The sequence below is a fragment of the Sphingopyxis sp. EG6 genome (genome assembly GCF_003609815.1).
Taxonomy (GTDB): Bacteria; Pseudomonadota; Alphaproteobacteria; order Sphingomonadales; family Sphingomonadaceae; genus Sphingopyxis.
On record NZ_AP017603.1, the window covers coordinates 3,634,596 to 3,657,677 of the forward strand.

At 63.7% G+C, this 23,082-nt stretch carries 20 protein-coding genes and 1 pseudogene; 12 read left to right on the forward strand and 9 right to left on the reverse strand.

Translation table 11 applies throughout. From position 1 onward, the window contains the following. The first annotated feature begins 110 nt into the window (after positions 1–110). Genes SPYCW_RS17575 through SPYCW_RS17585 form a run of 3 tightly spaced genes read left to right on the forward strand, consistent with a single transcriptional unit; the run spans position 111 to position 4,263 of the window. Positions 111–2,816 carry a TonB-dependent receptor domain-containing protein gene (locus SPYCW_RS17575; protein WP_037553305.1) on the forward strand — a complete coding sequence of 902 codons (2,706 nt, stop codon included), beginning with the start codon at positions 111–113 and terminating at the stop codon, positions 2,814–2,816. Between the two features lie 11 nt (positions 2,817–2,827). Continuing rightward, on the forward strand, positions 2,828–3,532 hold the full coding sequence (locus tag SPYCW_RS17580) for a PepSY domain-containing protein (protein ID WP_011542692.1): 705 nt from the start codon (positions 2,828–2,830) through the stop codon (positions 3,530–3,532). Then, complete coding sequence (locus SPYCW_RS17585) at positions 3,529–4,263, forward strand: PepSY domain-containing protein (protein WP_037553306.1); 735 nt, start codon at positions 3,529–3,531, stop codon at positions 4,261–4,263. Before SPYCW_RS17580 ends, SPYCW_RS17585 begins: the two co-directional genes overlap by 4 nt. 6 nt (positions 4,264–4,269) lie before the next feature. Here SPYCW_RS17585 and hutC read toward each other — a convergent pair whose 3' ends face one another. Next, the gene (gene hutC, locus SPYCW_RS17590) at positions 4,270–4,971 is read right to left on the reverse strand and encodes a histidine utilization repressor (protein ID WP_120217859.1); all 702 of its coding nucleotides are present in this window, start codon (positions 4,969–4,971) and stop codon (positions 4,270–4,272) included. Between the two features lie 196 nt (positions 4,972–5,167). Then, positions 5,168–5,938, reverse strand: coding sequence for an AraC family transcriptional regulator (locus tag SPYCW_RS17595; RefSeq protein WP_081932949.1), 771 nt, complete (start codon positions 5,936–5,938; stop codon positions 5,168–5,170). An 83-nt stretch (positions 5,939–6,021) separates the two neighbouring features. On the opposite strand from SPYCW_RS17595, the gene SPYCW_RS17600 reads away from it, so the two are divergent. The 6 genes and pseudogenes from SPYCW_RS17600 (at position 6,022) to SPYCW_RS19445 (ending at position 10,521) form a co-directional block, all read left to right on the forward strand. Further along, a complete protein-coding gene (locus tag SPYCW_RS17600) occupies positions 6,022–6,756 on the forward strand; it encodes a class I SAM-dependent methyltransferase (protein WP_172595545.1) in 735 nt (244 codons plus the stop codon). Next, positions 6,698–7,627 (forward strand): alpha/beta fold hydrolase, encoded by a 930-nt coding sequence (locus tag SPYCW_RS17605; protein ID WP_197411521.1) that lies wholly within the window; start codon positions 6,698–6,700, stop codon positions 7,625–7,627. The genes SPYCW_RS17600 and SPYCW_RS17605 overlap by 59 nt, the downstream gene beginning before the upstream one ends. A 237-nt stretch (positions 7,628–7,864) precedes the next feature. After that, a complete protein-coding gene (locus SPYCW_RS17610) occupies positions 7,865–9,058 on the forward strand; it encodes a hypothetical protein (RefSeq protein ID WP_037553308.1) in 1,194 nt (397 codons plus the stop codon). Between the two features lie 121 nt (positions 9,059–9,179). Next, positions 9,180–9,827: pseudogene (locus SPYCW_RS17615) on the forward strand (ParB/RepB/Spo0J family partition protein); the annotation flags it as partial. A gap of 380 nt (positions 9,828–10,207) precedes the next feature. Continuing rightward, entirely contained in the window at positions 10,208–10,330 is a 123-nt protein-coding gene (locus SPYCW_RS19440; protein WP_255265930.1) for a hypothetical protein, read from the forward strand. Between the two features lie 68 nt (positions 10,331–10,398). After that, positions 10,399–10,521 carry a hypothetical protein gene (locus tag SPYCW_RS19445; protein ID WP_255265931.1) on the forward strand — a complete coding sequence of 41 codons (123 nt, stop codon included), beginning with the start codon at positions 10,399–10,401 and terminating at the stop codon, positions 10,519–10,521. A gap of 289 nt (positions 10,522–10,810) precedes the next feature. Here the strand turns inward: SPYCW_RS19445 and SPYCW_RS19080 are convergent, their stop codons facing one another. Next, complete coding sequence (locus SPYCW_RS19080; RefSeq protein ID WP_172595386.1) at positions 10,811–11,005, reverse strand: hypothetical protein; 195 nt, start codon at positions 11,003–11,005, stop codon at positions 10,811–10,813. Here SPYCW_RS19080 and SPYCW_RS19560 point away from each other — a divergent pair. Together SPYCW_RS19560 and SPYCW_RS17625 are read left to right on the forward strand one after the other, a co-directional pair. Then, complete coding sequence (locus SPYCW_RS19560; protein WP_443029470.1) at positions 10,911–11,237, forward strand: lasso peptide biosynthesis B2 protein; 327 nt, start codon at positions 10,911–10,913, stop codon at positions 11,235–11,237. The two genes, SPYCW_RS19080 and SPYCW_RS19560, sit on opposite strands and share 95 nt — an antisense overlap. A 353-nt stretch (positions 11,238–11,590) precedes the next feature. After that, the gene (locus tag SPYCW_RS17625) at positions 11,591–12,934 is read left to right on the forward strand and encodes an asparagine synthase-related protein (protein WP_443029471.1); all 1,344 of its coding nucleotides are present in this window, start codon (positions 11,591–11,593) and stop codon (positions 12,932–12,934) included. Here SPYCW_RS17625 and SPYCW_RS17630 read toward each other — a convergent pair. The 6 genes from SPYCW_RS17630 to SPYCW_RS17655 all read right to left on the reverse strand — a co-directional run bounded on the left by SPYCW_RS17630 (position 12,835) and on the right by SPYCW_RS17655 (position 22,382). Next, positions 12,835–14,808, reverse strand: a complete 1,974-nt coding sequence (locus SPYCW_RS17630) for an Atxe2 family lasso peptide isopeptidase (RefSeq protein ID WP_037553315.1) — start codon at positions 14,806–14,808, stop codon at positions 12,835–12,837. The genes SPYCW_RS17625 and SPYCW_RS17630 overlap by 100 nt on opposite strands. Next, complete coding sequence (locus tag SPYCW_RS17635) at positions 14,802–17,738, reverse strand: TonB-dependent receptor (protein WP_052181959.1); 2,937 nt, start codon at positions 17,736–17,738, stop codon at positions 14,802–14,804. Before SPYCW_RS17635 ends, SPYCW_RS17630 begins: the two co-directional genes overlap by 7 nt. An 87-nt stretch (positions 17,739–17,825) precedes the next feature. Then, positions 17,826–18,746 (reverse strand): FecR family protein, encoded by a 921-nt coding sequence (locus SPYCW_RS17640; protein ID WP_052181960.1) that lies wholly within the window; start codon positions 18,744–18,746, stop codon positions 17,826–17,828. After that, complete coding sequence (locus SPYCW_RS17645) at positions 18,743–19,387, reverse strand: RNA polymerase sigma factor (RefSeq protein WP_136173115.1); 645 nt, start codon at positions 19,385–19,387, stop codon at positions 18,743–18,745. Before SPYCW_RS17645 ends, SPYCW_RS17640 begins: the two co-directional genes overlap by 4 nt. 206 nt (positions 19,388–19,593) lie before the next feature. Continuing rightward, positions 19,594–21,252, reverse strand: coding sequence for a hypothetical protein (locus tag SPYCW_RS17650; protein ID WP_037553316.1), 1,659 nt, complete (start codon positions 21,250–21,252; stop codon positions 19,594–19,596). Positions 21,253–21,455: 203 nt separating this feature from the next. After that, positions 21,456–22,382, reverse strand: a complete 927-nt coding sequence (locus SPYCW_RS17655; RefSeq protein ID WP_052181962.1) for a lipid kinase — start codon at positions 22,380–22,382, stop codon at positions 21,456–21,458. A gap of 369 nt (positions 22,383–22,751) precedes the next feature. Here SPYCW_RS17655 and SPYCW_RS17660 point away from each other — a divergent pair, with 369 nt between their 5' ends. Next, positions 22,752–23,075: a DUF736 domain-containing protein gene (locus SPYCW_RS17660; RefSeq protein WP_037553318.1), complete on the forward strand. Its 324-nt coding sequence runs from the start codon at positions 22,752–22,754 to the stop codon at positions 23,073–23,075. Positions 23,076–23,082 lie beyond the last annotated feature (7 nt).

The following is a 23,082-nucleotide window of genomic DNA, read 5'->3' on the forward strand; positions in this document are numbered from 1 at the left end:
CCCGGAATTTACTTCATAACCAATTGATATGATTCAATAAATTCCTATTGACCTGTATATACATTTGATGCTCTCTGAGGGGAATCAGCCAACCATCAGGGGGTTTCGCTATGATGACCAGGACAATTTTGCTCGCCAGCGCCGCAGCGGTCGCGACCTTTGCAACGCCAGCGCTCGCGCAGAGCGATGCTGCGACGCAGTCACCCGCCGCGGAGGATGCTCCGAACGGATCGGACATCGTCGTGACCGGCTCGCGCATTCGTCGCCAGGATCTCGCGGGCGTCGGCCCCGCGACCGTCGTGTCGGCCGAGCAGATCGAGAACACCGGCGTCGTCAATATCGAGACGGTGCTGCAGCGCCTTCCCGCCAACGCCGGCTTCGCAGGCAACCAGACCTCCGCCTATTGGGCGAACAATGGATATGGCACGGCGCAGGTGAACCTGCGCGGTCTCGGCATCAAGCGCACGCTTGTTCTGCTCAACGGCCGCCGCCTCGTCGCGGGCGGCACCGGCGCGAACTCCTCGCCCGATCTTAACATGATCCCGGTCGCGGCGCTCGCGCGCACCGATGTGCTCAAGGACGGCGCCTCGGCGATCTATGGCGCCGACGCGATGGCGGGCGTGGTCAACCTCGTGACCCGCACTGACTATGAAGGCCTCGGCCTCAGCGTGCGCCAAGGCATCACCGAAAAGGGCGATGGCTCGGACTTCACCGCCGACCTCCTGTGGGGCGTCCGCAACGATCGCGGCGGTTTCATGGCGGCGGTCACCTATCAGAAGACGAGCGCGGTCAATATGGCAACGCGCGCGCCTTGCTCGCTTGCCGAAACCACGCCCGGCATGCTGAGCTGCGTGAACAGCGCCTCGACGATCGGCGGCCGCGCGGTGCTGCCGAACGGCCAGCAGATCAACTTCAATCAGGTGCTGGGCGGTAACGGCAACTTCTTCGAGCCGTACAGCGCTGCCAAGCACAACTTCAACTCGAACCCGTTCCTCAACGCGGTGAGCCCGGTCGAGCGCGTGAGCACGGCGTTTTTCGCCGACTATGACATCACTGACAATATCGAGGCGTTCGGCGAATTCCTTTACACCTTCCGCAAGTCGAATCAGATCGCGACGCCCGGAACGCTGCGCAACCTCTCGATCGCGGCGAGCAATCCCACCAATCCGACGGGGCAGAATATCGTCCTCATCCAGCGCCGCCTCGCCGAGCCCGGCCCGCGCCAATTCTTCCAGGAAACCGATACCTGGCAGGGTACGTTTGGCCTCCGCGGCAAGCTCTCTAACGATTGGGGATGGGAAATCGCGGGCGCCTTCGGCCGCAACACCGCGGTCGATGGTTCGACCAACATCGCCAATCTCGAGCGAGTGGCGAATTCCCTCGATACGACCAAGTGCAGTCTTGCTGCCGGTGCCACGATCCCCTGCGCCGACTATCTCGGGTTCGGCGACCTGACCCCGGAGGTTCTCGACTATATCCTGTTCACGTCGCGCGACCGCGGCGGCAACGAGCTTGCGACGGTCACCGCCGATATCAACGGCGATCTCTTCAAGCTGCCCGCAGGCCCCGTCTCCTTCGCGGCGGGTGTCGTCTATCGCAAGGAAAAGGGTTGGCGCGATCCCGATCCGCTGACGGTGCTCGGTATTGCCAACACCAACCAGCAGGATCCGATCTCCGGAACGAGCACGGCGAAGGAAGCCTATCTCGAACTGTCGGTGCCCGTTCTGGCCGACACACCCTTCTTCCAGTCGCTTACCCTCGACGGCGCGGTTCGCTACTCGAACTACGACCTGTTCGGCAGCGACTGGAACTACAAGGGGAGCGTCGACTGGGTCATCAATGACAGCTTCCGCCTGCGCGGCACCTACGGCACCGGCTTTCGCATTCCGAACGTCCCCGAATTGTTCGGCGGCGTCTCCGAGGGCAATCTGACGACCACCGACCCCTGCTCGCGCTATTCGACCAGCGGCAATGCGACACTGATCGCCAATTGTCAGGCGTCGGGCGTGCCGGCCAATTATGTTCAGCTCGGTACAACGATCCTGACAACGGTCGGCGGCAACGAGAATCTGAAACCCGAAAGCTCGACGACCTGGACCGTCGGGACGGTGATTTCACCGAAGGGACTGGTTCCGGGACTCTCGCTCACTGCCGACTGGTTCGACATCAAGATCAAGGATGCGATCCGTGCTATTCCGGGCTCGACAAAGCTCAGCATTTGTTATGCGAGCCAGAATCTTTCGCATCCCTTCTGCGAAGATTTTACCCGCAGCCCGTTGACCGGCGAGGTTACCTTCCTCTCCGCGCAACCGATCAACACGGGCCGCGAAGAAATGAACGGCCTCGATCTGGGTCTCGTTTACAACAATGACATCGGCAGCGTGAACGTCTCGCTCGACGTCAACGTGACCTATCTCAACAAATATGTGGTCCTGCCTTTCCCCGGCGGCGCGCCGATCGACTTCGACGGCTTTATCGGCGGCGGCAATGGCGGCTATCCGAAATGGCGCGGCTATGGCGTGCTGACCGCTGAAAAGGACGGGGTCAGCGCGACCTGGTCGACCCAGTGGATCGGCAAGGCGACCGACTTCAATGCGGCCCCCGGCGACATCGGCTACAGCACGCCGAATGTCTTCTACCACAATCTCCAGGTCGCTTTCGAAATCGACGAGAAGACCCGGTTCCAGGTCGGTGTCGACAATCTTTTCGATCGCAAGGCGCCCTATATCCAGAGCTTCACCGATGCGAACACCGACACGATGACCTATGACCTGCTCGGACGGCGTTTCTACGTCGGCTTCCGCACCGCGTTCTGAGGGTAATCGATATGGCGATCCGTTGGCCGCTGCTCGTCCGGCGAACGCATAAATGGCTGGCCTTGGTGGTCGGCGTCCAGGCGCTGCTCTGGACGCTGACCGGCTTCTACATGGTGGTCGTGCATATCGACACCATCCATGGCGACCATCTCGTGCGCGCGCCGATGGTTCAGCCCTTCGACCTCGCGGGCCTCGCGCCGCCGTCGCGGATCGTTGCGGCCGCGCCCGGTGCGTCCGAGGTTCGCTTGCAGCGGTTCTTCGATCGCCCCGTCTGGCGCGCTGAAACTCCCGAAGGGGCGCGGCTGTTCGATGCCCGCTCGGGTGCGCCGCTGCCTGCGCTTACCGAGTCCCAGGTCCGCGAGCAGGCGCGGCGCATCTACACCGGCGACGGCAAGATCGTGTCGGTGCGGCTGTTGACCGAAGCGCCACAGGAAATGCAGTCGCGCAAGCCGCCCTATTGGCAGGTCGAGTTCGAGGGCTGGAACCGCCCGACGCTCTATCTGTCGCCGACGACCGGTGAGCTTATCTCGCGCCGGCACGCATTGTGGCGCGTGTTCGACTTCGCGTGGATGCTCCACATCATGGACTATGATGAGCGGACCGACGTCAACAACCCGTTGCTCCGCGTCGCGACCTGGAGCGTCTTCGCGATGGCGATCAGCGGGGCGTGGTTGCTGATCTGGTCCTTCAAACGCCGCAAGAGGAAGCAGGCATGAAACGCATCCGACTGACGCCGCTCTTCTTCCGGCGCATCCACAAATGGGTCGGGCTGATCCTGGGTCTCCAGTTCCTGCTCTGGGCGCTCAGCGGATCGGTGATGGCGCTGCTCGACAAGGATAAGGTCGGCGGGCACGGCGGCGGGATGTCGCATGCGCATCCACTGCCACCGGGGGAATATTTCGACGTGGCGGCCCTGCCGCGCGGCGAACCTGTCACGGGCGTGATCCTTCGCGATCTCGGAACCCGGCCGGTCTATGAAGTGCGCTCCGCAAAAGGCGTCCGTCTCGTCGACGCGACAAGCGGCGAGCACATCCGGGTCGACGAGGCCATGGCGCGCGAAGTCGCCTCCATGATGAACGAGGCGCCGATCCGAGAGGTGAGCGTAATCGCCAAGCCGAACCTCGAATCGCGCGATCATGAGGGGGCGATGTGGCGCGTCGATTTCGCGGACGACGAGAACAGCAGCGCCTATGTCTCGCTCGATACCGCCCGCTTTCTCGTGATGCGCGGCGATACCTGGCGCACATGGGACTTCTTCTGGATGCTCCACAATATGGACTATATCAACCGGTCGAGCTTCAACCACCCGCTGATCATCTTCGTCGCCTTCGGTGTACTATGGCTGTCGGGAACCGGCTTCTACCTGCTGTTCAAAAGCTTCAGCAAAGCCGACTTCCGTTGGCTGCGCCGGCGCCGCAAGCCGGTCGTGGTCACCCGCACCGGCTGACCGGCCTCAATCGTCGATCGAAAAGGCGGCTGACAGCTCGAAGCGTGTTCCGGGGTGTGTCAGCCAGGCATGCGACACAAGGCGCGAGCGGCTCCAAGTCCGGCGCGTCATCTGGAGCACCGGTTCGCCGTCGGACAATCCCAGCATGCCGCGCATCCGCTCGTCGGGCATCGTCGAGCAAACGCGATGCTCGACCCGTTCGAGCGGTGCAATGCGCGTCAGATATTCATTTGGTGTCATCCGCGTGAAGTCGAGCGTGCCATAGTCGGGGGCGATCGACGCGAGAACGAACCTCTCTTCTATCTGTATCGGAAATTCGGCTTCGTGATGGACGATGATCGAATGGAACAATTTCGTGCCCACGGACACCTCGAGCAGCGGCGCCGTCTCTACATTGGCGCGCTCTTCGCGGTTCTGGATCACGCGGGCGCGGTACGCATGACCGCGCTCCCGGATTTCCTCGGCGATGTTGCGGATTTCAATCATCTGGCCGATCGGCTTTGGCTCTGCGATGAACGATCCGCTGCCGGCGCGCCGCACGACGACGCCCGCCGCCTGCAACTCGCGTAGAGCGCGGTTCGCGGTCATCCGCGAAACGTCGAACTGCTGAACCAGCCCCGCTTCCGACGGCACCCGGTCTCCTGGGTTGAGGCGGCCGTCCCGCACTGCATCGCAAATGCTTTGCTTGATGGCGACGTACCGGGGCATCACCTCGCCTCCCGTCTCTTCGGGCGGCCGGGTTGCCTCGCGGGGCCGAGATTCTGAAGCGGGGGATTTTCGAGTGAGCGAAGGGTTCATAAGTCGTCTATACAACTTCGCCGACTCCCAGCTAGGTAAAACAGAATGTCACGCGCCGATTGCGCAAAAACTTGCGCGCCAAGCCACTCTCGGTGAGAGCGGGAGACTAATTGTCTCGATTCCGCTTGCGATCGGGAAAGTAGCGTGCCGGCGTTACACCGGTCAGTTCGCGAAACGAGCGGATAAAGTTACTCGCCGTCCCAAAACCGAGTTCGAGCGCGATCGATGTGACCGCCTCGCCCTGCGCCAGCCGCAAGAGCGCGGCCTTGAGCCGAATCTGGTTCCGAAACGCGGTAAAGCCTGTTCCGGTATCGCGTTGGAACAGCCGCGCAAGGCTTCGGCTCGAGATATGGAGTTGCTCCGACCAGGCTTCGAGGCTCCTCCGGTCGCCGGGATTGCGATCGAGTGCCGCGGCGATTTGCGCGATACGGGGCGCTGTGACCGACGGGATCGTCAGGGCAGGCGATATTTTCAACGCCATCTCGTCGGCGAAGAGGAAGGCCAGATGCCGCTGACGCGCCCCTGCGCCCGTGCCTGCGGCCGCAAAAATGATCTCGCGCATCAAGGGGCTCACGGAAGTTAGCCCGGCTTCTTTCGGCAGCCTCCGTAGAATGCTGCCGAAACAATATATGCTGTACATCTCGAAACCGCCCGAGGTCTCGACGCGATGCTCATGGTCCGCGGGCAGCCAAACGCCCTGCTGGGGCGGAACGACCCATTGTCCCTCACGGGTGTGCAATATCATGACCCCCCTGCTCGGGTATATCAGTTGGACTACTGGGTGCCGGTGCCACTCCCCGATGCTTCGTGCATGGAATGTGGCTCGTTCCACCTCGATCGAGACCGAAGGAGCATTCTTGTCGGATAGTGAATTCATTATGTCCTGATATCATCTATCGGACATAGTCTCCAACGCTCAGCATCGTCTTCGCAATCGACGGAGACCTTATGCGCCTACCCATGATGATCCAGTCCACGAAGCGTTCGTCCGCCGCCCGTCCCCATGGGGAATATAAGCGCCAATTGCTCGACGAAATTGTCGCTCTCAAGCCGGCAACCTTACTCGACGTCGGATGCGGCACGGGCGATCTTCTCGTCGCAGCGCGCGAAGCGGGCATCGCCCGCACTGTCGGGATCGAGCCGGAAACCCAAGCTTGCGTCCGCGCGCGATCCCGGTGTTTGGACGTCATTTCATGTCGTGCCGAAGCGCTGCCATTCGAAGACCGCAGTTTCGACGTCGTGACGCTCGATTATGTCGCACATCATACGGAGAATTTGCCGAGAGCATTGCGCGAGGCGTCGCGCGTCGCGCGCTGCGCCGTGCTCATCCTGGATTGCTGGTTCGACGACACCCTTGCTTCCCAGCGCGTCGCACGACGCTATGACAACTGGCTGAAGAGGCGCGACCGCAAGAGCGGATATGTGCACAACGCCTGCCCCACGGCGATCGAACTAATCTCTATGTTTGCAGCCGAAGAATTTTCGATCGACTATTTTTGCCGCCTTATCCTTTCGCCGCTCGACGTCGCCGAAGTCGAACGATCGGCCCGCGGTCTCCTGGAAAATGACGACGACCCGATCGGGAGGCTGGAACTGGAGGGCATTCTAGACGATGCCCGCCGCGACGGAATAAGCGATGATGGCTGCATCGTCGCTCGCTTTCTTCGCGACGGCGAAGCTGCAGACACCGCCTAGGCCCGAGAATGAAGGAGAGGCGATCATGTCGAGGCAAGCGGCTCTGGCCGAGATCCGGTTTCTGGGCGATGATCGATGTGAGTTGTCTGCCTGGGTGTCGGCGGCGGCTCCAGGGATCGAGAATCCAACGCCGATCCTGCTATGCCACGGTGGCGGACCCGATCACGCAATGTTCCTGCCCCTGATCGAGACAATCCCGGACGAATATGCGGTAATACTTCCCGATGTGCGCGGCTATGGCCGATCGCGATGTCGCGACACGGCGCGCCACACTTGGGCCCAATATGTATCCGATGCAGTCGCGTTGCTTGACGCCCTTGGTTTCTCGCGCGCCATCATCGGAGGCGCCGGACTTGGATCGACGATAGCACTCCGCTTCGCGGTGGATCTTCCGACCTATGTTCTGGCTGTCATCGCGATCGGGATCGAGGATATCGAGGACGATAAGGCAAAGGAGGCTGAAATCCGGATGATGGAGGCGTTCGCCTTGCGAGTACAGCGTGACGGCATTCTGGCCGGATGGGAGCCCCTCTTGCCGCATCTATCTCCGATCATCGGCGCGATGGTTTGCGAGGCGATCCCGCGTTCCGATGCGGAGAGCATTGCCGCGGCTGCGGCGATCGGTCGCGACCGATCCTTTAAAGATCCCGAAGAGCTTGCCGTCATTTCCGTTCCGGTCATCTTGTTCGCGGGTGACGACGCGAGACACCCGCAGTCGCTGGCCGAAGAGCTTGCGAGCATCATTCCCCGTGGCCGATTGGCGGCGGCTTCGCTGTCATCGAACGTGAAAACAAGCCGCGATTTCGGTCGGTTCATCGCGCCCGCTCTTCTCGACTTTATTGCCGAAGTTCGAGCCGCACCCACAGGATGATCGCAGCCTCTACGATCTGACCGACGGATAACCGCCGAAGCAGGCCCATCCAGCCGGACCTGGCGCGCACCCGATTGCGATAGCAGCAAGCGGTCTCGGCCGGCACCTGCGTCGGTGGTGCGATGTCCCGCCGCGAAGCGCGGCCCCCTTCGGCGGCCGCAGAGGGAGAGGAGAGAGGGGCCAGGTGACGGGTTGAAACCGGGAGAGAGTCTTCCGGACCCGTCGCGGAGACACGCCATGACACTTCTACCCAGCACCCTCGCCCGCGATTCGTCCCCGGGCTACAAGGTCGATATCTCGCGAGGCCGGCGCATCGGCCGCGTCTCGTCCGAATGGTTCTCCCGGCCCGACGACGAGCGCTACCTGTCGCTCTCCGACCTTTATGATGCAGTGCGCGCGCGGGCCGAGACCGCGACTGCGCGGACTGTCGAAACCCGCGCCATTCGCGTCATCGCCGCGCCCGACGAACCCGAGCGACTGAGCCTGCTCCTTCCCGACCGCGAAGCGCCGGTTGCACCCACGCACTGGTCTTTCGGGCAAATGTGCAGTCTCGTCGGGGCGCCGTCGGCCTATCTGCGCCAGCTTCCCGCCGCATTGGCGGGCATCAACATGCAGCACGGTCTGCTCGCGCATCGCGGGGAATTGGTGAAGACGCTCGAGACCGGCGACGGGCGCACCGAGCTGCGTGCCGTGACCGGCCCCGATTATGGCCGCATCTGGGATCATGAGCTTGTCGCCGCGGTCATGAAGATCGCGGGCAATGGCACTGGCGACACGCGGTGGAAGGTGCCGGGGCTCCTCGACTGGTCGACGATGCGCCACAATCCCTTCGTCGAGGTCATGAAAGATACGACGACGCTCTACGCCAGCGACCGCGACGTCTTCCTCTTCCTTGTCGACGACGCCAATCCGATCGAGGCCGGTCGTCTGCCCAACGGCGATCCCGACCTCTTCTTCCGCGGCTTCTACTGCTGGAACAGCGAGGTCGGGTCGAAAGCCCTCGGCATGGCGACCTTCTATCTTCGCGCCGTCTGCATGAACCGGAACATCTGGGGCGCCGAGGGCTTCGAAGAGATCAGCATCCGGCACAGCAAGTTCGCGGCCGGTCGCTTCGCGCAGGAAGCGGCGCCCGCGCTCGAACGCTTCGCCTCTTCCTCGCCGGTCTCCTTTATGAACGGCATCAAGGCCGCTCGGGCCGCGATCGTCGCGCGCGACGATGACGATCGGCAGACCTTCCTGCGCAAACGCGGCTTCTCGAAGGGCGAGAGCGAGCGGATCATCCGCAGCGTGCTGCAGGAAGAGGGGCACCCGCCCGCATCGATCTTCGACTTCGTGCAGGGGATCACCGCGCTGGCCCGCGAGCGTCCGCATCAGGATGGACGGCTCGAGCTGGAAGCCAAGGGTGCCAAGCTTCTGGCCTCGGTCCACTGAGCAAATCTCGCGTTCGCCGGCGGCGTGGTCCTTTCCCTTCAGAGGGAGAGGGCTGCGCCGGAGCCATGACGGGCTGAGAGCCGGGAGAGAGTCTCGCGGCGGCCTGTCATGGAGAAGCATCATGACGAAACAGGCAAAAATCACCCTCAGCGGCGCGCGGGAAATTCCCTTCAGCGCGCTCGTGCTGAGCCAGGCCAATGTGCGGCGCGTGAAGGCCGGGGTGTCGATCGACAGCCTTGCCGCGGACATCGCGCGGCGCGGCCTCCTCCAGAGCCTGACTGTTCGCGCCCAGCGCGACGAGGCGGGCCAGGAAACCGGTCGCTTCGAAGTCCCGGCCGGCGGTCGCCGCTTCCGCGCGCTCCAGATGCTGGTGAAACAGCGGCGCCTGGCGAAGACCGAGCCCGTGCCCTGCATCGTCCGCGAGGATGATGCCGTGTCGGCCGAAGAGGATTCGCTCGCCGAAAATGTCCATCGCGAACCGCTGCATCCGCTCGACCAGTTCCGGTCGATGCAGAAGCTCGTCGAACAGGGCACCGACATCGAAACGATCGCGGCGACCTTCATGGTCACGCCCGCGGTCGTGAAACAGCGCCTCAAGCTCGCCGAGGTCTCGCCCAAGCTCCACGACATCTACGCCGATGACGGCATGACGCTCGAACAGCTGATGTCCTTTTCGGTGTCGAGCGATCACGCGCGGCAGGAACAGGTCTGGGATATGCTCGCCTCGAGCCACACCCAGCAGCCCTGGTATATCCGCGCGCGGCTGTCCTGAGGGGCTCAATGGCCTCTTCCGGACCATCGCAATCGGCAGCAGCAACGGCGAACTTCGCGCTACCATCATCAATTGTGTCGAGCGAAGCATGACAATCCGCACATTGGAGGTTCGTGTCGATGGGTCTGTGGGCGACGCGCTCACGGCGATGGCGGACGATTACCGGTTCGGTCGATGGAGCGCTTTACGCAGTAAAATCACGCGCTTCCATCGCCGCCGCGCGTCATATGCCGGCCGCGTCGCGGCCGAAATCCGGCGCCGGTCCGAGCCGCTGGATAATATTCGGAGAATATGAGTCGTATTAAATTCCTATACGGCGCGGCCTCCCTAGCTTCGAGAGGGCCGCAATTCCGCGGCAATCATGGAAGGAAGCGATCATGGACCGCGAACTCAATGAGTTGATCGAACTCGGCAGCGTTACCGGCGACACCGCGGGCAGCGAAGACGTCGGCATCGAAACGAACGGCAAGTTCAAGCCGCTCGGACTCAGCCAGGACTGACCAGCGCTCCGGGGACCGGCCCGAGGCCGGCCCCCGGTCGTTTCCTTGTGTCTGAGAAGGGAAGCAACATGGAACGCGATAACGACACGCTCGTCGAACTCGGCTCGGTCTCCGGTGACACCGCCGGCGACTGGGGCCTGTATGTCGAAGCCGGCGGCCGTATGCCGACGCCCGGTCTCGTCCAGGACTGACTGGTGTATCCGGGAGCCGTCCAGCATCGAGCGGCTCCCGGGTCTCGCGCGGCGCCATGACGACCGGCTGGAAACTGGCAACCGGAACGGGCTATTGCGAAGTCGACGGAGATCTCGTCTTCCTCGACCTTGTCCGGGACAAATATTTCGCGCTGCGCGGGCAAGACCGCGCGGCCTTCGAGCGGCTTCGGGCAGGCGAGCCGAACGACAGCGAGGCGATGGGGCGTCTTGTGGCGACAGGATTCCTCGCACGGTCGAGCGAGCCGACGAAGCTCGATCCGGCCTCGCCTCACATTCCGGCCAACGATTTGTCGGCGGTCGCCGACGGACCGACATCGCTCCGCATGGGTTTCGCAGCGTCCCGCGCGCTGCGCTGGGCAAGACGTTCGATGCGGCCAAACCGGATCGCGTCAACGGTGGAAGCCATGCGGAACGCAAAGCTTCGGCTCGGCGTGCCGGGCGCCGAAGCGGCGGTTCGGGGCATCGCTTCATCCTATGCAGCATCGCGCTGGATGGCGCGGACCCCGCCACGATGTTTGATCGACGCGCTAGCGCTCGACCACATCCTCCTGTCGCACGGCCTAGGCGCGCGGCTGGTTTTTGGGGTGCGTCTCAGCCCCTTTGCCGCACATTGCTGGTTACAGAGTCCCGGCGCGGTGTTGACCGGAACCTCGGCCGAGGCCCGCAACTTCACACCAATATTGGCGATCGGATGAAACGCGGCATTCTCGCACTTGTGGGAACCACGTCCGGGGGGCTGGCGCTTGCGGCAGCTGCCGAGCGCCACGCATTGCGATGCGTTCAGAATGCGGGCGCACTGACCGTCTATGCAGGCGCCGGCATTGCTGACCAAGTGATGGAAAGCGGTGCCCTATTGCTCGGGGACATTTATTCGCTTTCGGGCGCTACCTGCCACGCGCCCGGCGACGGCTGGGGAAGCTATCTGGCCTTCACCGTCGACGATGCATCGGTCGAGATCGCGCGCGCCGCGCTCACCGGCATGCCGATCTACTGGACCCGGTTTGAAGACGGCTTTCTGCTTTGGAACGATCTCGAGCTGGTCGCGCCAATGCTTGGCATCGGGTCATTCGATTGGCAGTTCATCGCCGGGACTTTGGCGTGCGCCAATCTGCGGACCGAACGGACCGGGCTTGAAGGTGTGAGCGAGCTATTGCCCGGCAGCTGTGCCAAGTTTTTGGCCGAGGAGTCAGCTGTCCAGACTTTGTGGACGCCTTGGAAGGCTGTCTCGCAGCCCGATCTTCGACCAGTCGCTGAACTTGCGCTAGACCTCGAACGTCGGTTCCTTGGGTGCTTGCGAGGCTGGTGTGGGAATCGGAGCGACATCCTGCTCGAGCTGTCGGGCGGACTCGACTCTTCGATCGTCGCGGCAGGCCTGTCATCGGCGCAAGCCAATTTCTCTGCCGTCACTTTCGTTTCGTCCGGTGCCGACGGCGACGAGCGTCCCTACGCGCGCGCCGTCGCGGCGCATTGCGGTGCTGAGCTTCTCGAAATGCCCCACGCGGATACCGGCATCGATCTGGTATCGCTACCGCCTGTCCTTCACGCGCGGCCCTCCGCCTATGGCGTGCTCGGCGGGATCGACGATGCCTTCGAATCGGCGTTCCCCGTTTCCGATGCCGCGATCTTCGGGGGCATCGGTGGGGACAATATCTTCGATTTCGACACGAGCGTCGCGCCGATCCTCGACGCCTTTCGTCATTTCGGGCCGCGGCGCCCTGCATTCGAGACGATGCGCGACGTCGCGCGCGCGGGCGATGCAACGGTCTGGCAGGCCGCTCGCTTGGCGTATCGGGCGGTGCGGGACGGCCCGAGCGGCTGGCGCCGTGAGACCGGCTTCTGCGTCGCGGACCAGGTGCCGGCCTCGCCGCCGGCTCATCCCTGGGATGCGGGCGAGGAGGATGCGCCGCGCGGCAAGCGCAACCATGTGCGCGCGCTTCGGCGCATCCTCGACTTCGTCGACCGGCCGCGCCGCTGGCGGGACCGCGATGTCGTAGCGCCGCTGCTTTCACAGCCGGTGGTAGAATTTTGCCTTACTGTTCCGAGCTGGGCGTGGGTGAGGGGCGGTCGCGACCGCGCGGTTGCCCGCGCCGCATTCGCGTCGCGACTTCCGCCGGAGGTCGTTTGGAGGCGCGGCAAAGGGCGGCTCGATTCCCTCTGTACCGCAAGCTATCTTCGCCAGCGCGGTGCGCTCGCCGACCTCCTGCTCGGCGGGCGGCTGGCGGAACGCGGGCTGCTGGACAAGCCTGCGATCGAGACCTACCTCGCGCACGATCTCGTCGAGGGCGACTTCGCCTATTTCCGGCTGCTCGAAATCGCCGATGTCGAACGTTGGGTGCGGTCGGTAGAAGCCTCGCCCTTGATGGGGCCGAGCAGCCGCCAGCGACGATACTGATCGGCCTTCGCTGGATCGGGGTCGATCTCGCCTTTGAGCCAGAAGCGGAACCAGTCGAGATTGCGCTCATAGGCCGCGAGCTTCTGGCGGGGTTCGACCTTCAGATGCGGGGCGAGGGGGAAGAGGTGGGTCTCGCCGAGACCGTTGGTAGCAAGCTTGCTCATCAGTTCGGCCGACTGGCGCGCTTCGCTCTCGGGAAGTTGCAGCAGCATCGGCGCCGTGATCATATCAATATTGAGCGCGGCCGAAAGCGCCTGCCACTCGGCAGGTTCGGTATCCGGCGGGCCGAGCTTCCAGTTCTGCCGGATATTGCGGGCGAATGTCTCGCGGCCCGGGCGAGCATTGTACCAGTAATACGTGGGTTCGATCTGGACCGAGGCGATCGAAACCGCCTTGAGAAGATCGCTGTGCATGGCAGTCCATACCGCAACCTCGCTTCCGAAGCTGAGACCGCCCATGCCGACGCGGCTGCGATCTATCGTTCCGCGCCGGTCGAGGGTGTCGATCGCGGCCCGCACGGCTTCCATGCCGATCTGGTAGCGATCCTGCGCGATCTCGCCGCCTGGGAGGACGTCGATGCAGAGCGATGCGATGCCGCCCGCGGCAAGCGCGCGCAGAGGCCATTCGTCGCCTGTTCCGCCGCGCAGATATCCATTGCAGCGATAGTAGGTGACGAAGAGCGGCAGCCGCCCGGGGATCTTCGGGCGGATGAGTATGCCCGACGCACGGCTGCCGCTCACCTGCCACGCGATCGTTTCGACAAGGAGCCCGTCGCGGCCAGGAAATGAATTTGGGGAATCGATGATCTTCTTGCGGCCAGAGGCCTCGATCCGGACGAGGCGGGGTGAGACCGACGCGGCCGCCTCGACGCAAAAGATTGCTTTTTCGCCTGCAGCGCAGGGCTTGCTGTCGCTCCGCCCACTCGAGAGCTGTCCTGCCGAGACCGCGATCATCTTGAACTTCGCCGACGCGGGCGTCCACACATGCAGGGTCGTTTGGCCCGATTGGGCGCGGAGTGCGATCAGGACGCGGCCGTCGGCAAGCCCGCTCCGCCATGCGATACGCTCCGCATCGTTCGGGCAGCCGCTCGCCGCGACGCAGACGCCGCGCTGCCGAAGAATGCCGCGGAGGCTTTCGGGGATGTCCGGCCCGGGCGCCGGCTTGAGCAGGGCGCGTTCAGCGTCGTTCGCCGGGCGCTCGCTGGTGCCGGATGCGTCTCGGGCAACGACAGCGCGCGGTGTATCTTCGAGCAGCGGCACGCGGTCGAACCAGTCACCAGAGAAGCGCTGCGTCGAAGGACGTCCATTGATTGAGGCGCCGCGATAGAGGGGTTGGGCAAGATCGACGCGCGCGTCGAACAAGATACCGGTGTCGCGCTCGGCCTCCTCTGCCCGCGCGATCGCATCGCGCGGAGGTCCTTCGCGCGAGATGACGGTACCGTCAGCGGCGATGGCAAAGGCCTCGATTTCGCCTTCGCTTGGCCCGATCTCGTGGAATCCCGACCCGTCGATGGGACTCACCCACAGGCCGATTCGTCCGTCGACAAGGGCACGGACAACGACTGCCTTGCCGTCGGGCATCCATGTGGCTTCGCCGGGCAGGACGCTCCCGGCGTCGTTCCACATCGCGGTGCCGAGTCGTCCGAGCGCGCGGGGAGGGGCGGTGGCGTCCGTGGGCGCTAGATACCAGTCGATATCGATCCGGTTGGTGACGGTGGATGGGCGCTCGACCCGATAGGCGATCCAATTTCCGTCAGGAGAGACCGCGAGCCCCGACAGGTCGGCAATCTCGGCGATTTCGCGCGGGGTCGTCTGGCTGGCCGCGGGCGATGCCGCGGCCAGGAGACAGCCGAGGATCGCGGCTTTGCTCACCATCGGATGGTGGCCTGGAGCGACATCATGCGGCCGAGCGGGCTCGCCTTCTCGGGGTCGTAGCCGAGCGCGGACGACACGCTGCGGTTGTTCACATAGGGCGGATCCTTGTCGAACAGGTTGGTGATTCCAAGGCTGAGCCGCAGGCCCCGCCCTTCCACGCCATCGCCGCCCCCGATGCGCTGCGAGATGCTGAGGTCGAACGTGGTCCAAGAACCGACCCGCTCCATCGGCGTCACGACCTGGTTGAGATAGCCGTCGATGTAGTTGACGAAGGCATTGGCCGAGAAGCCGCCCGTCGCCCAACCGAAGCGACCGCGAAGGCGCCATTTGACCGGCTTGGCATAGGTGCCGACGACATCGACCTGCGGCCCGCCCGGAGTCAGTTGCTGTTTTATCGAGAAGATATGCGTGCCCGCGATGCCGAGGTCGAGCGTTCCGCCCGCGAATGCGGGGGAATAGCCGACATCGAAATCGATCCCGCGCTGGCGTTCGGCGGCGAGGTTGCGGATGCGACCGTCCAGGATCGCGGCGACCTGGCCCGGCGCGATGTTTGCTGCGTTCACGAAGCTGGGACGTGCGAAATATCCCTCTACCAGTGCCAGCGACGGATTGTCGGTGATCAGCCCGCCGAAGCGCGCCCGGTCGACAAGAAAGCGGGTGTAATCCTCGCTCGCCGTCCCGATGCGGTCGCGATAGTCGACGTCATAATAGGTGACCGACGCCTTGAAACCGGCAAGCGACGAGGGGGCGACGTCGATGCCCGCGGTCCAGGTCGTCGCTCTTTCGGGACCTACGTCCGGTGCATAGCCGAACAGGCCGAGTATGTTGGTCGTGCCCGTCGGCGAAGCGGGGTCGGGGACCGCTTCGGTCTGAAACAGCGAAATCGCCTCGCCGATGAGCTCGTCGAAGGCGGGCGCGCGGAAGGATTTTCCGTAGGACCCGCGCAGCGCAATGCCCTGGAACGGTTCCCATCGGACGCCGACCTTGGGATTTTCGCTTCGGCCGACGTCGCTGTATTTCTCGGCGCGCCCGGCCAACGAAATGTCGAGCCTGCGGAAACCCGGCATCCCGTTATCCGGCCCGAAGACCGGCACGAGCAGTTCAGCATAGGCTGCGCGAACCTTCCGCACGCTCGGAATGATGTCGAATGGGTCGGTGAAGGGCGTCGCGAGGCTGAATCCGTTGACGGTGTAATAGTCGAAATTCTCGCGGCGATACTCCGCGCCGATCGCGAGCCGGACCTCGCCGCCGGGCAGGCGGAAGAGCGGGCCGTCACCGCGGAGCGCCGCCGACCAGCTTTCGAAATCATTGACCGACTGGAATGTGCCGCGAATGCTGTCGATGGTGACCGGATTGTTTGCGGTGCCGTTTCCGAAGACGTTGAATGCGGTTGCTCGGTTGGTGTCGGCAAGCGCCGCAGCAAGGCGCGGGCGATTGACGAGATTGGCCTTGTTCGCGATGCCGCGCTGATGGCCATAGGCGCCGCCGACCTGCACGCGCCAGCGGCCAATTTCCTGGTCGAAGCCCGCTGAGGCGGTGAGGCCGCGCGCCCGGCCGCTGTCGATCTGCGGTCCCAAGTCGTTCACGAAGCGATAGGCGACGCTGACCGGCTGGTTCGTGCCGATCGGATCAACGTAGAAAGGATTGGTAACCGGCACCCGCGCGGCCTGGATGAAGTCTCCGGTACTGACGCGGCTGTAGCGGCGCTGCGCCGCGAGCGCGCTTGCGCGAAAGGTCAACGTGTCGGTAAGGTCGAATTCGGCAGCGGCATAAAGGCTGTGAATGCGCGTTCTCGGCAAAATGTCGCTGTTCACGCGACCGTCGTAGCGGTTCTGGACACCTGGAATCAGCTGAGCGGCAGTCAATGCGCGGCCGTCTTGTCCGGCCGGGATGCCAAACCGCTGTCCATTCGCGGCCGTAATCGTCCCGGGCACCGCGAAGTTGGTCCGATAGTCGGGGCCTCCGAAGGCCCGCAGATCCTCGCGCGCGAAATCGCGGGAGGCGCCCGCGAGCGCACCGCGCTGCGAGTATTGGTAAGCAAGCACCAGCCGTGCGCCGCCGAAGTCACGACCAAAGATTTGGCCGAACTGCAACTCGGTCGTATCGCCATCGGCGGTGCCCGCGCGCAGCATTGTCTCGGCTCCCTCGAAGCGACTCCGCATCCGCACGTTCACCACCCCGGCGACCGCGTCGGCGCCGTAGATCGCCGATGCGCCGTCGATCAGCACTTCGATCCGTTCGACCGCGCCTACCGGGATGAGCGAGATGTCGGCGAAGACGCCGCCGATCCCGCCAAGCGCTGGGCGCGCATTGTCGATGAGGACGAGGGTCGACGAGGTCCCGAGGCCGCGCAGGTTGATGCTCGAGCCGAAAGTCGAATCCGAACCCCCGCCGTTCCGGGTCGTGGTCGTCGAGACTGCCTCGTTGGGGCCGCCGCCAAATGCCTGTGGCAGTGATTGGAGCATCTGCTGAACAGTGCCATAGCCGCTCTTTTCGATGGCTTCGCGGTCGATGGTGACGACCGGAGAACCGGTCGGTCCTGCACCGCGAATGCGCGAGCCTGTAACGATGATCGCTTCGCCGTTCGTCTCAGTCGATCCAGTCTCCCCGGCATCGACGTTTCCCGAGCGAAGGACCCATGCGCCTTCGACGAGTTCGATCGTCAGGCCCGTGCCGGTGAGGAGTCGGGAAAGGGCGGCGTCGGGAGAGAGTCGCCCGCGGACACGGTTGCTGCGTCGGCCTTCGAGCAGGCTCGAAGCCGCGATGACCTCGCGGCCGGAAATGTCCGAATATTTGCGAAGTGCGTCGCTAAGGCGCTGACCCTCGATATTGTAGGTCTGCTCGCCCGTCTGCGCACACGCGCTGGGTGCATAGAGTGCGGTCGCCGAGACGCCCGAAGCCAGAACGGCCGCGAAAAATTTCATCGTCATTCATCCCTCCCGTGCGGCCGATTTTGGCCGTCTGAAGGGAAAAAATGACGGGGGCTCCGAACACCCTATGGGTTTTTCTTGGGTGTCCTACTCGGATTTCGCGCCGAGAATCGGTCCGTTCGCACCGAACTCGACCTTGAGATCGAGCGCGGCGCCGAGCTTCAGCGCAAGTTTCCGGGCATCGGTCATGTCGAAGCGTCCCGTCACCTGCAGCGATGCCAGCGCCGGATCGGCCAAGCTGATCTTGACGCCATTCTCGCGGCCAGCGCGGTCGAGGATCGCGCCAAGCGGGAGATTGTCGGCCCACAGTGATTTGGCCGGGGCGTTCGCCTCCTCGCTCTTGATCGTCTGGGGGCCGGTCGACCTGACCTCGGCGCGTTCGCCGGGGCGGAGGCGAAGTGCCTTTCCGCCTTCGAGGCGCCGCACTTCGACCGAGCCTTCGACCAGCGCGATGCGCGGAACATCCGCGCGGAGATCGACCTCGAAGATGGTGCCGAGCGCGCGCGTGACCGAATCTCCGGCCTCGACGAGAAAGGGACGCGACGCGTCGTGTGCGACCTCGAACCTGGCTCGGCCGTCATACAGAATGACGCGGCGTTCGCCGTCCGAGAAGCGCGTCTCGATGCGGGCGCCGTCCATCAGCGTCACGCGCGTCCCGTCGGCGAGCTGGCTCTCGCCTTGCGCCGAATTGGTGGCGATGATCGGCTGATCGCTGTCGCGGCCGACCAGATACCAGGCGAACCCGACCGCGATCACCGCAGCGAGAATTGTGGCAAAAGCCCATCGCCGCCCGCCGGGTTCACGCTCCCGGGCATCGGCCCGAACATCGGCCTCGATCCGGGACGGCGACATCGCCGCAGACCAGTTCCAATTGTCGCGCGCTTCGTCATAGGCCTTGGCGTTGTCCGGCTTGGCCAGCCATTCGTCGAACGCCGCCCGGTGCTGGTCGGCATCGGGGCCCATCATCTTGTCGAGCCAGGCGGTGGCTTCGCTTTCGGCGCGGCTCACTGCTTACCCCGCGCGCGCTTGATGGCGGCAAGGGCTTTGGTCATGTGGCTTTCGACCGTCTTCACGCTGATTCCCTTGATTCGAGCGATCTCGGGATAGCGTAGTCCTTCGAAGCGATGCATCAGGAAAATCTCGCGCGTGAGCGGAGATAGCCTCGAAATGGCTCTTTCTGCCCGGCGAAGGACGTCGCGCGCTTCGAGCGCGGCGTGCGGGTCGCTCGCTCCCTCATGCTCGTCACTGAAACTGTCGTGCTGCGACCGGTGACGGCGCCCGTCGGCGCGACCATATTCGGCGAGGAGCATCCGGGCGCTCTTCACGAGATAGGCTCCGGGGCCTTCGACCAGCGCAGCGAGGCCGCCGCGCGCGCTCGCAAAGCGGCTGAAGACTTCCTGCACAAGGTCGCCGACATCTTGGGTCGGCGCGCGGCTCTTGAAGAAGCGGGTTATTTGGGGGCGGTGTTCGGAGTAGATCGCCTCGATGCGCGCCGATCGGCCGAAGCGCTCCCAATCCTCTGGCGGCAAGGGGTCGCCGCCGGCAATACCCGGTCGCTCGCTGTCCTTGTCCTCGAAGTCCATACCTGCCGCCTTCCCGTTCGGGACGAAGGCGGCAAGCCGGGCGTTGAGAACTTGCTTAGCGAACAAGCGCCGCCGCCTTTAGCCCGAGGGCTTGGACATGCGCAGCGGCCACCCGGCAGGATGGAATAGGAAAACTAAGCTAAGCAGGTTCTCACGCCTGGCACCGTGCGCCTTGCCCGATGCACCTCAAAGCATAGCTTTGCCCCTGTCGCTTGCAAGCCGGCTGTGCGGAGATAGGTCCAGATCGAGTCAAATTCCTGCGGACCGCGAGGCTATTTCGCGCCCTTTAGTTCGTCGTCGAGTGAGCATTCGGTGACCATCCCCGAAAGGTCGGGAAGGGCGGGCAGCCCCGAGGGGCCGGGTCCCGTGTCTGGCTTGAAAGCAGGCATCATGAACGACGGGAAATTGAACTCTGGAGGATTTTCGGCCGCGAGCGTCTTGCCGACCTCGGCGAACGGGTGTTTGAAAAAATGTTGGTTGAGCGCGTCGGCGATACCCTTTTCCTTTCCGGCACGCGCCAACGCAAGAACCGCATCCCCGTCCTTCCAGTCGATCGGCGCCTTGGACCGCTTGGCCTTTTCTTCCTTGAGAAGATAGAGAGCGTCGGCATCGATCGTTCCGCTCGTCCATATCTCGAAGCGATGTTCGGCTTCTCGTAGGGCGGCATGGTTCGCATAGTGCGCACGAAAGATCGGAATCTTTTTGAGCCAGATTTCGACCTCAGCGCGCGACAGTGATCCGCCGGGCTCTTTGCCTTTACATTCGATCGCTGTCACCGCGCTCGACTGCTGGGTGATGGCCTGAACGTCTATGTCCGCGGTCTGGCCGGTCGCAGGATTTCGCGCGGTAACCCCCATATCGATAGAGATAGCGCTTCGCCGGGCGAGGTAGCCGACCACTAACTCGAATAGGATGCCGCGCAGGTTGAGGCTGCGTCCCTCGATGTCGAGCAAATTGTCGAGGAGGTATGTGAGCCGCTCAGGACTGGACGATGCATATTTGGCGGCATTTTTTAGGACTTCGCATAGTGACGCAATCGCCACCCCAACCCGTTTGCCGAACAGATCTTTCGGCGTGGCGAGCATCACGCCCGCGGCATGGCCAGCCTTCATTGCTTCGCCGGTAAATTCTTCCGCGACAATGATCGACAACACCCCGATATTCTTGAGGGTCGCCTTGAGCATCCTCGCCTTGCGGATGAAGAACTGGATTTCGTCGGCGGTAAGCCGCCCCTCAGCGAACACGTCGGCGACAATGAAGCCGGGCTTGCCGCCGGGACCCTGGAGCGGAAGCAGGTAGCTCGGGCCGGCGAAATCGAAGGCGAAGGGGCCGATGGGCTGGAGTTCTTCGTCGCCGCGGATGCGGATCAGATTGTAGCTCGCAAATCCGATCTTCCTCGCCCATTCGCGCATTCCGTCGAGCAGAATCCCCTCTGTGAGGTCGCGGGCCCTTAGTCCGGCAGGCGTGCCGAAAGCCAGCGACGGCGCGAGCTCGAAACATCGGCCGTGGTCGATATTATGTATTTCCTTGATGAACCCTGCGGCGATCAGGCGTTGCGCGACCGTCTCGACCGGCAGCTGTCCGCGCTGCGGGATGACCGTCGCGCCGCTGATCGACGCGAATTGGTCGGCACGGATGAGGCCGCCGCGTGCGATCATGCCATCGACCGATGCAGCGAAGACCGAATTGGTCGCGCGCATGTCGCGAATGAAATTCTGCCAGAAGCGTTCGCTGTTCCGATCCTTGTCGAGATAGAGAAAGGCTTCGCGCTTGGGCAGCATCGGGACTGGAAAGCGGCGTATCGGTTTTGCGACCCGAGCGACGCGCTGGCGCGCTGCCTCTGGGCTCGCTCCGGCAGCGACGAGCGCCTCGACAATCAGCGACGAGCGCGATGGGCCATGCTCTGAAAGATATTGCGCGATGGTGGTCATGGTCGATGTCACACTGCTTAATTTATTAATTTAACTACCCTGTGCCTCCTCGTTTTTCAACCTTCGATATGAACTCAAATTTTTCAAATACTTAACGAGACGATTTTTGGACGTCCGCGCGGCGCGATGTCACAGAGCCATTTCGAACGACTGAAAATCGTCGCCGCACGCTGCAGCCGCAACTGCGCTGGGCCTTCGCTCGGTCAGTGATGGTAGAGCGGGAATTGCCGTGCGGTGGTCGGGCATTCGCACGGGGCGAGCACCGATATCGCTCGAGGCAAGACGCGGAAATGCGCAGGCGTCGCGGTGACGATCTCACCGTCGGTGTTCACCGGCATCGGCCGCCGCGTCTCGATATCGAACTCGACGCATTTGGCGGTGCGCACTTCCTTCCACGCGCCATGCGTGCCGGACCGGAAGGCGCGAAGCATGAGGGCGAGCTTCCAGAGGTTTTTGACCTCGAGACTATAAAGATCGAGCGTGCCGTCGTCGATCGCGGCATTCTCTTCTACGACATTACCTCCCCCGTAGAGACGCCCGTTGCCGATCGCGACCTGATAGGTGCTGACGGTCCTCGACTCGCCCTTCTCCCTGATCCTCGCCCGGAACCGCTGGGCAGCCAGGATGACCCGCAGCGCGGCGACGGCATAGCCGAGGCGGCCGAACCTTTTCTTGATCGCCGGGTCGAGCTTCTGCGCAAGTTCGCTGCTGATCCCGATGCTCGCGACATTGAAGAAGGCATGGCCATTGACCATGCCGACATCGATCCGTCGGCTGTGACTCTCGACAATGACGTCGGCCGCCGCCGCGAAGTCGAGCGGGATCGACAGGGTGCGCGCCAAGTCATTCGCGGTTCCGGCGGGAATGATTCCCAGCGGCAGGCCGCTCTCGATCACCGCGGGCGCGGCGGATGAGATCGAACCGTCGCCGCCGCACACGACAATGATATCGGCGGTCTGATGCAAGCGTGTCACGTCGCGTGCAATTTCGGGCAAGCTCTCGAACGGCTCGACCGTCACCAGAAGGCCGCCGGCAGCGAGGCGCTCGCGAACGGGAACGAGCGCCTGCTCGCCCTGCCGCGCCTTTGCATTGTGCAGCACGAGGGCGCGCGTACCTTTGGGCCACGGCATCGACACGATCCTGTTCAGCAGAGTTACGACCGTCGAGCGCGTGCCTTCAGAAGAACCACGCCCGATAGAGCAGGCCTATATATCGCCGCGACGAGGCCGGGAAGCATCCGTATCGATGCAGCTCCCTTTTCGGCTTCGTCATATCCTTGGCGCGATCGCTCGCCCTGATCGCTCTTCCATTTTCGAAGTTCGACCGGTCCCACCCAAGAGCGCTCCGCCAATCTGGTCGGCGGCGGCGCCCGCGCAAGCGAGGCGTAGCCTCACTCCTCCGCTGCGCTTCGGCCCTTCGGGTGCGCAAGCGCCTCAAGCCGCCGACCCGCCCGGCTGCACGCCCGGGATGGTCCCGGGCAAATCAGCAGGAGTATCGACATGGCGAGCATCGGCATCGTCAGCGGCAGCATCGAGAAGGGCTTTGTGGGCCAGCTCATCACGCTGTCGATCAAGGCACCGATCGAGATACGCCCCAACCGCGGCAAGGCGAGCGATGTGCAGCCCGACTATCGCGTTTGGTCCGATGGCGTCGAGATCGGAGCCGGCTGGATTCGCGTCGCCGAGCAATCGGGGCGTCCCTATGTCTCGCTCTCGCTCGCGACCCCCGAGTTCGGGCCGCGGCGCATCTACGCCAATCTCGGGCGGGCCGCGGGGCAGGATCGCGACGATGTTTTCGCGATCATCTGGACACCCGCCGACTGAGCGGCGG

Excerpts from the sequence above, each read along its gene's own strand:
- SPYCW_RS17575 (WP_037553305.1), top strand. The coding sequence starts at position 111 with ATGATGACCAGGACAATTTTGCTCGCCAGCGCCGCAGCGGTCGCGACC.
- SPYCW_RS17580 (WP_011542692.1), top strand. The coding sequence starts at position 2,828 with ATGGCGATCCGTTGGCCGCTGCTCGTCCGGCGAACGCATAAATGGCTG.
- SPYCW_RS17585 (WP_037553306.1), top strand. The coding sequence starts at position 3,529 with ATGAAACGCATCCGACTGACGCCGCTCTTCTTCCGGCGCATCCACAAA.
- hutC (WP_120217859.1), bottom strand. The coding sequence starts at position 4,971 with ATGCCCCGGTACGTCGCCATCAAGCAAAGCATTTGCGATGCAGTGCGG.
- SPYCW_RS17595 (WP_081932949.1), bottom strand. The coding sequence starts at position 5,938 with ATGAATTCACTATCCGACAAGAATGCTCCTTCGGTCTCGATCGAGGTG.
- SPYCW_RS17600 (WP_172595545.1), top strand. The coding sequence starts at position 6,022 with ATGATGATCCAGTCCACGAAGCGTTCGTCCGCCGCCCGTCCCCATGGG.
- SPYCW_RS17605 (WP_197411521.1), top strand. The coding sequence starts at position 6,698 with ATGATGGCTGCATCGTCGCTCGCTTTCTTCGCGACGGCGAAGCTGCAG.
- SPYCW_RS17610 (WP_037553308.1), top strand. The coding sequence starts at position 7,865 with ATGACACTTCTACCCAGCACCCTCGCCCGCGATTCGTCCCCGGGCTAC.
- SPYCW_RS19440 (WP_255265930.1), top strand. The coding sequence starts at position 10,208 with ATGGACCGCGAACTCAATGAGTTGATCGAACTCGGCAGCGTTACCGGC.
- SPYCW_RS19445 (WP_255265931.1), top strand. The coding sequence starts at position 10,399 with ATGGAACGCGATAACGACACGCTCGTCGAACTCGGCTCGGTCTCCGGT.
- SPYCW_RS19560 (WP_443029470.1), top strand. The coding sequence starts at position 10,911 with ATGCGGCCAAACCGGATCGCGTCAACGGTGGAAGCCATGCGGAACGCA.
- SPYCW_RS19080 (WP_172595386.1), bottom strand. The coding sequence starts at position 11,005 with ATGCCCCGAACCGCCGCTTCGGCGCCCGGCACGCCGAGCCGAAGCTTT.
- SPYCW_RS17625 (WP_443029471.1), top strand. The coding sequence starts at position 11,591 with ATGCTTGGCATCGGGTCATTCGATTGGCAGTTCATCGCCGGGACTTTG.
- SPYCW_RS17630 (WP_037553315.1), bottom strand. The coding sequence starts at position 14,808 with ATGGTGAGCAAAGCCGCGATCCTCGGCTGTCTCCTGGCCGCGGCATCG.
- SPYCW_RS17635 (WP_052181959.1), bottom strand. The coding sequence starts at position 17,738 with ATGACGATGAAATTTTTCGCGGCCGTTCTGGCTTCGGGCGTCTCGGCG.
- SPYCW_RS17650 (WP_037553316.1), bottom strand. The coding sequence starts at position 21,252 with ATGACCACCATCGCGCAATATCTTTCAGAGCATGGCCCATCGCGCTCG.
- SPYCW_RS17655 (WP_052181962.1), bottom strand. The coding sequence starts at position 22,382 with ATGCCGTGGCCCAAAGGTACGCGCGCCCTCGTGCTGCACAATGCAAAG.
- SPYCW_RS17660 (WP_037553318.1), top strand. The coding sequence starts at position 22,752 with ATGGCGAGCATCGGCATCGTCAGCGGCAGCATCGAGAAGGGCTTTGTG.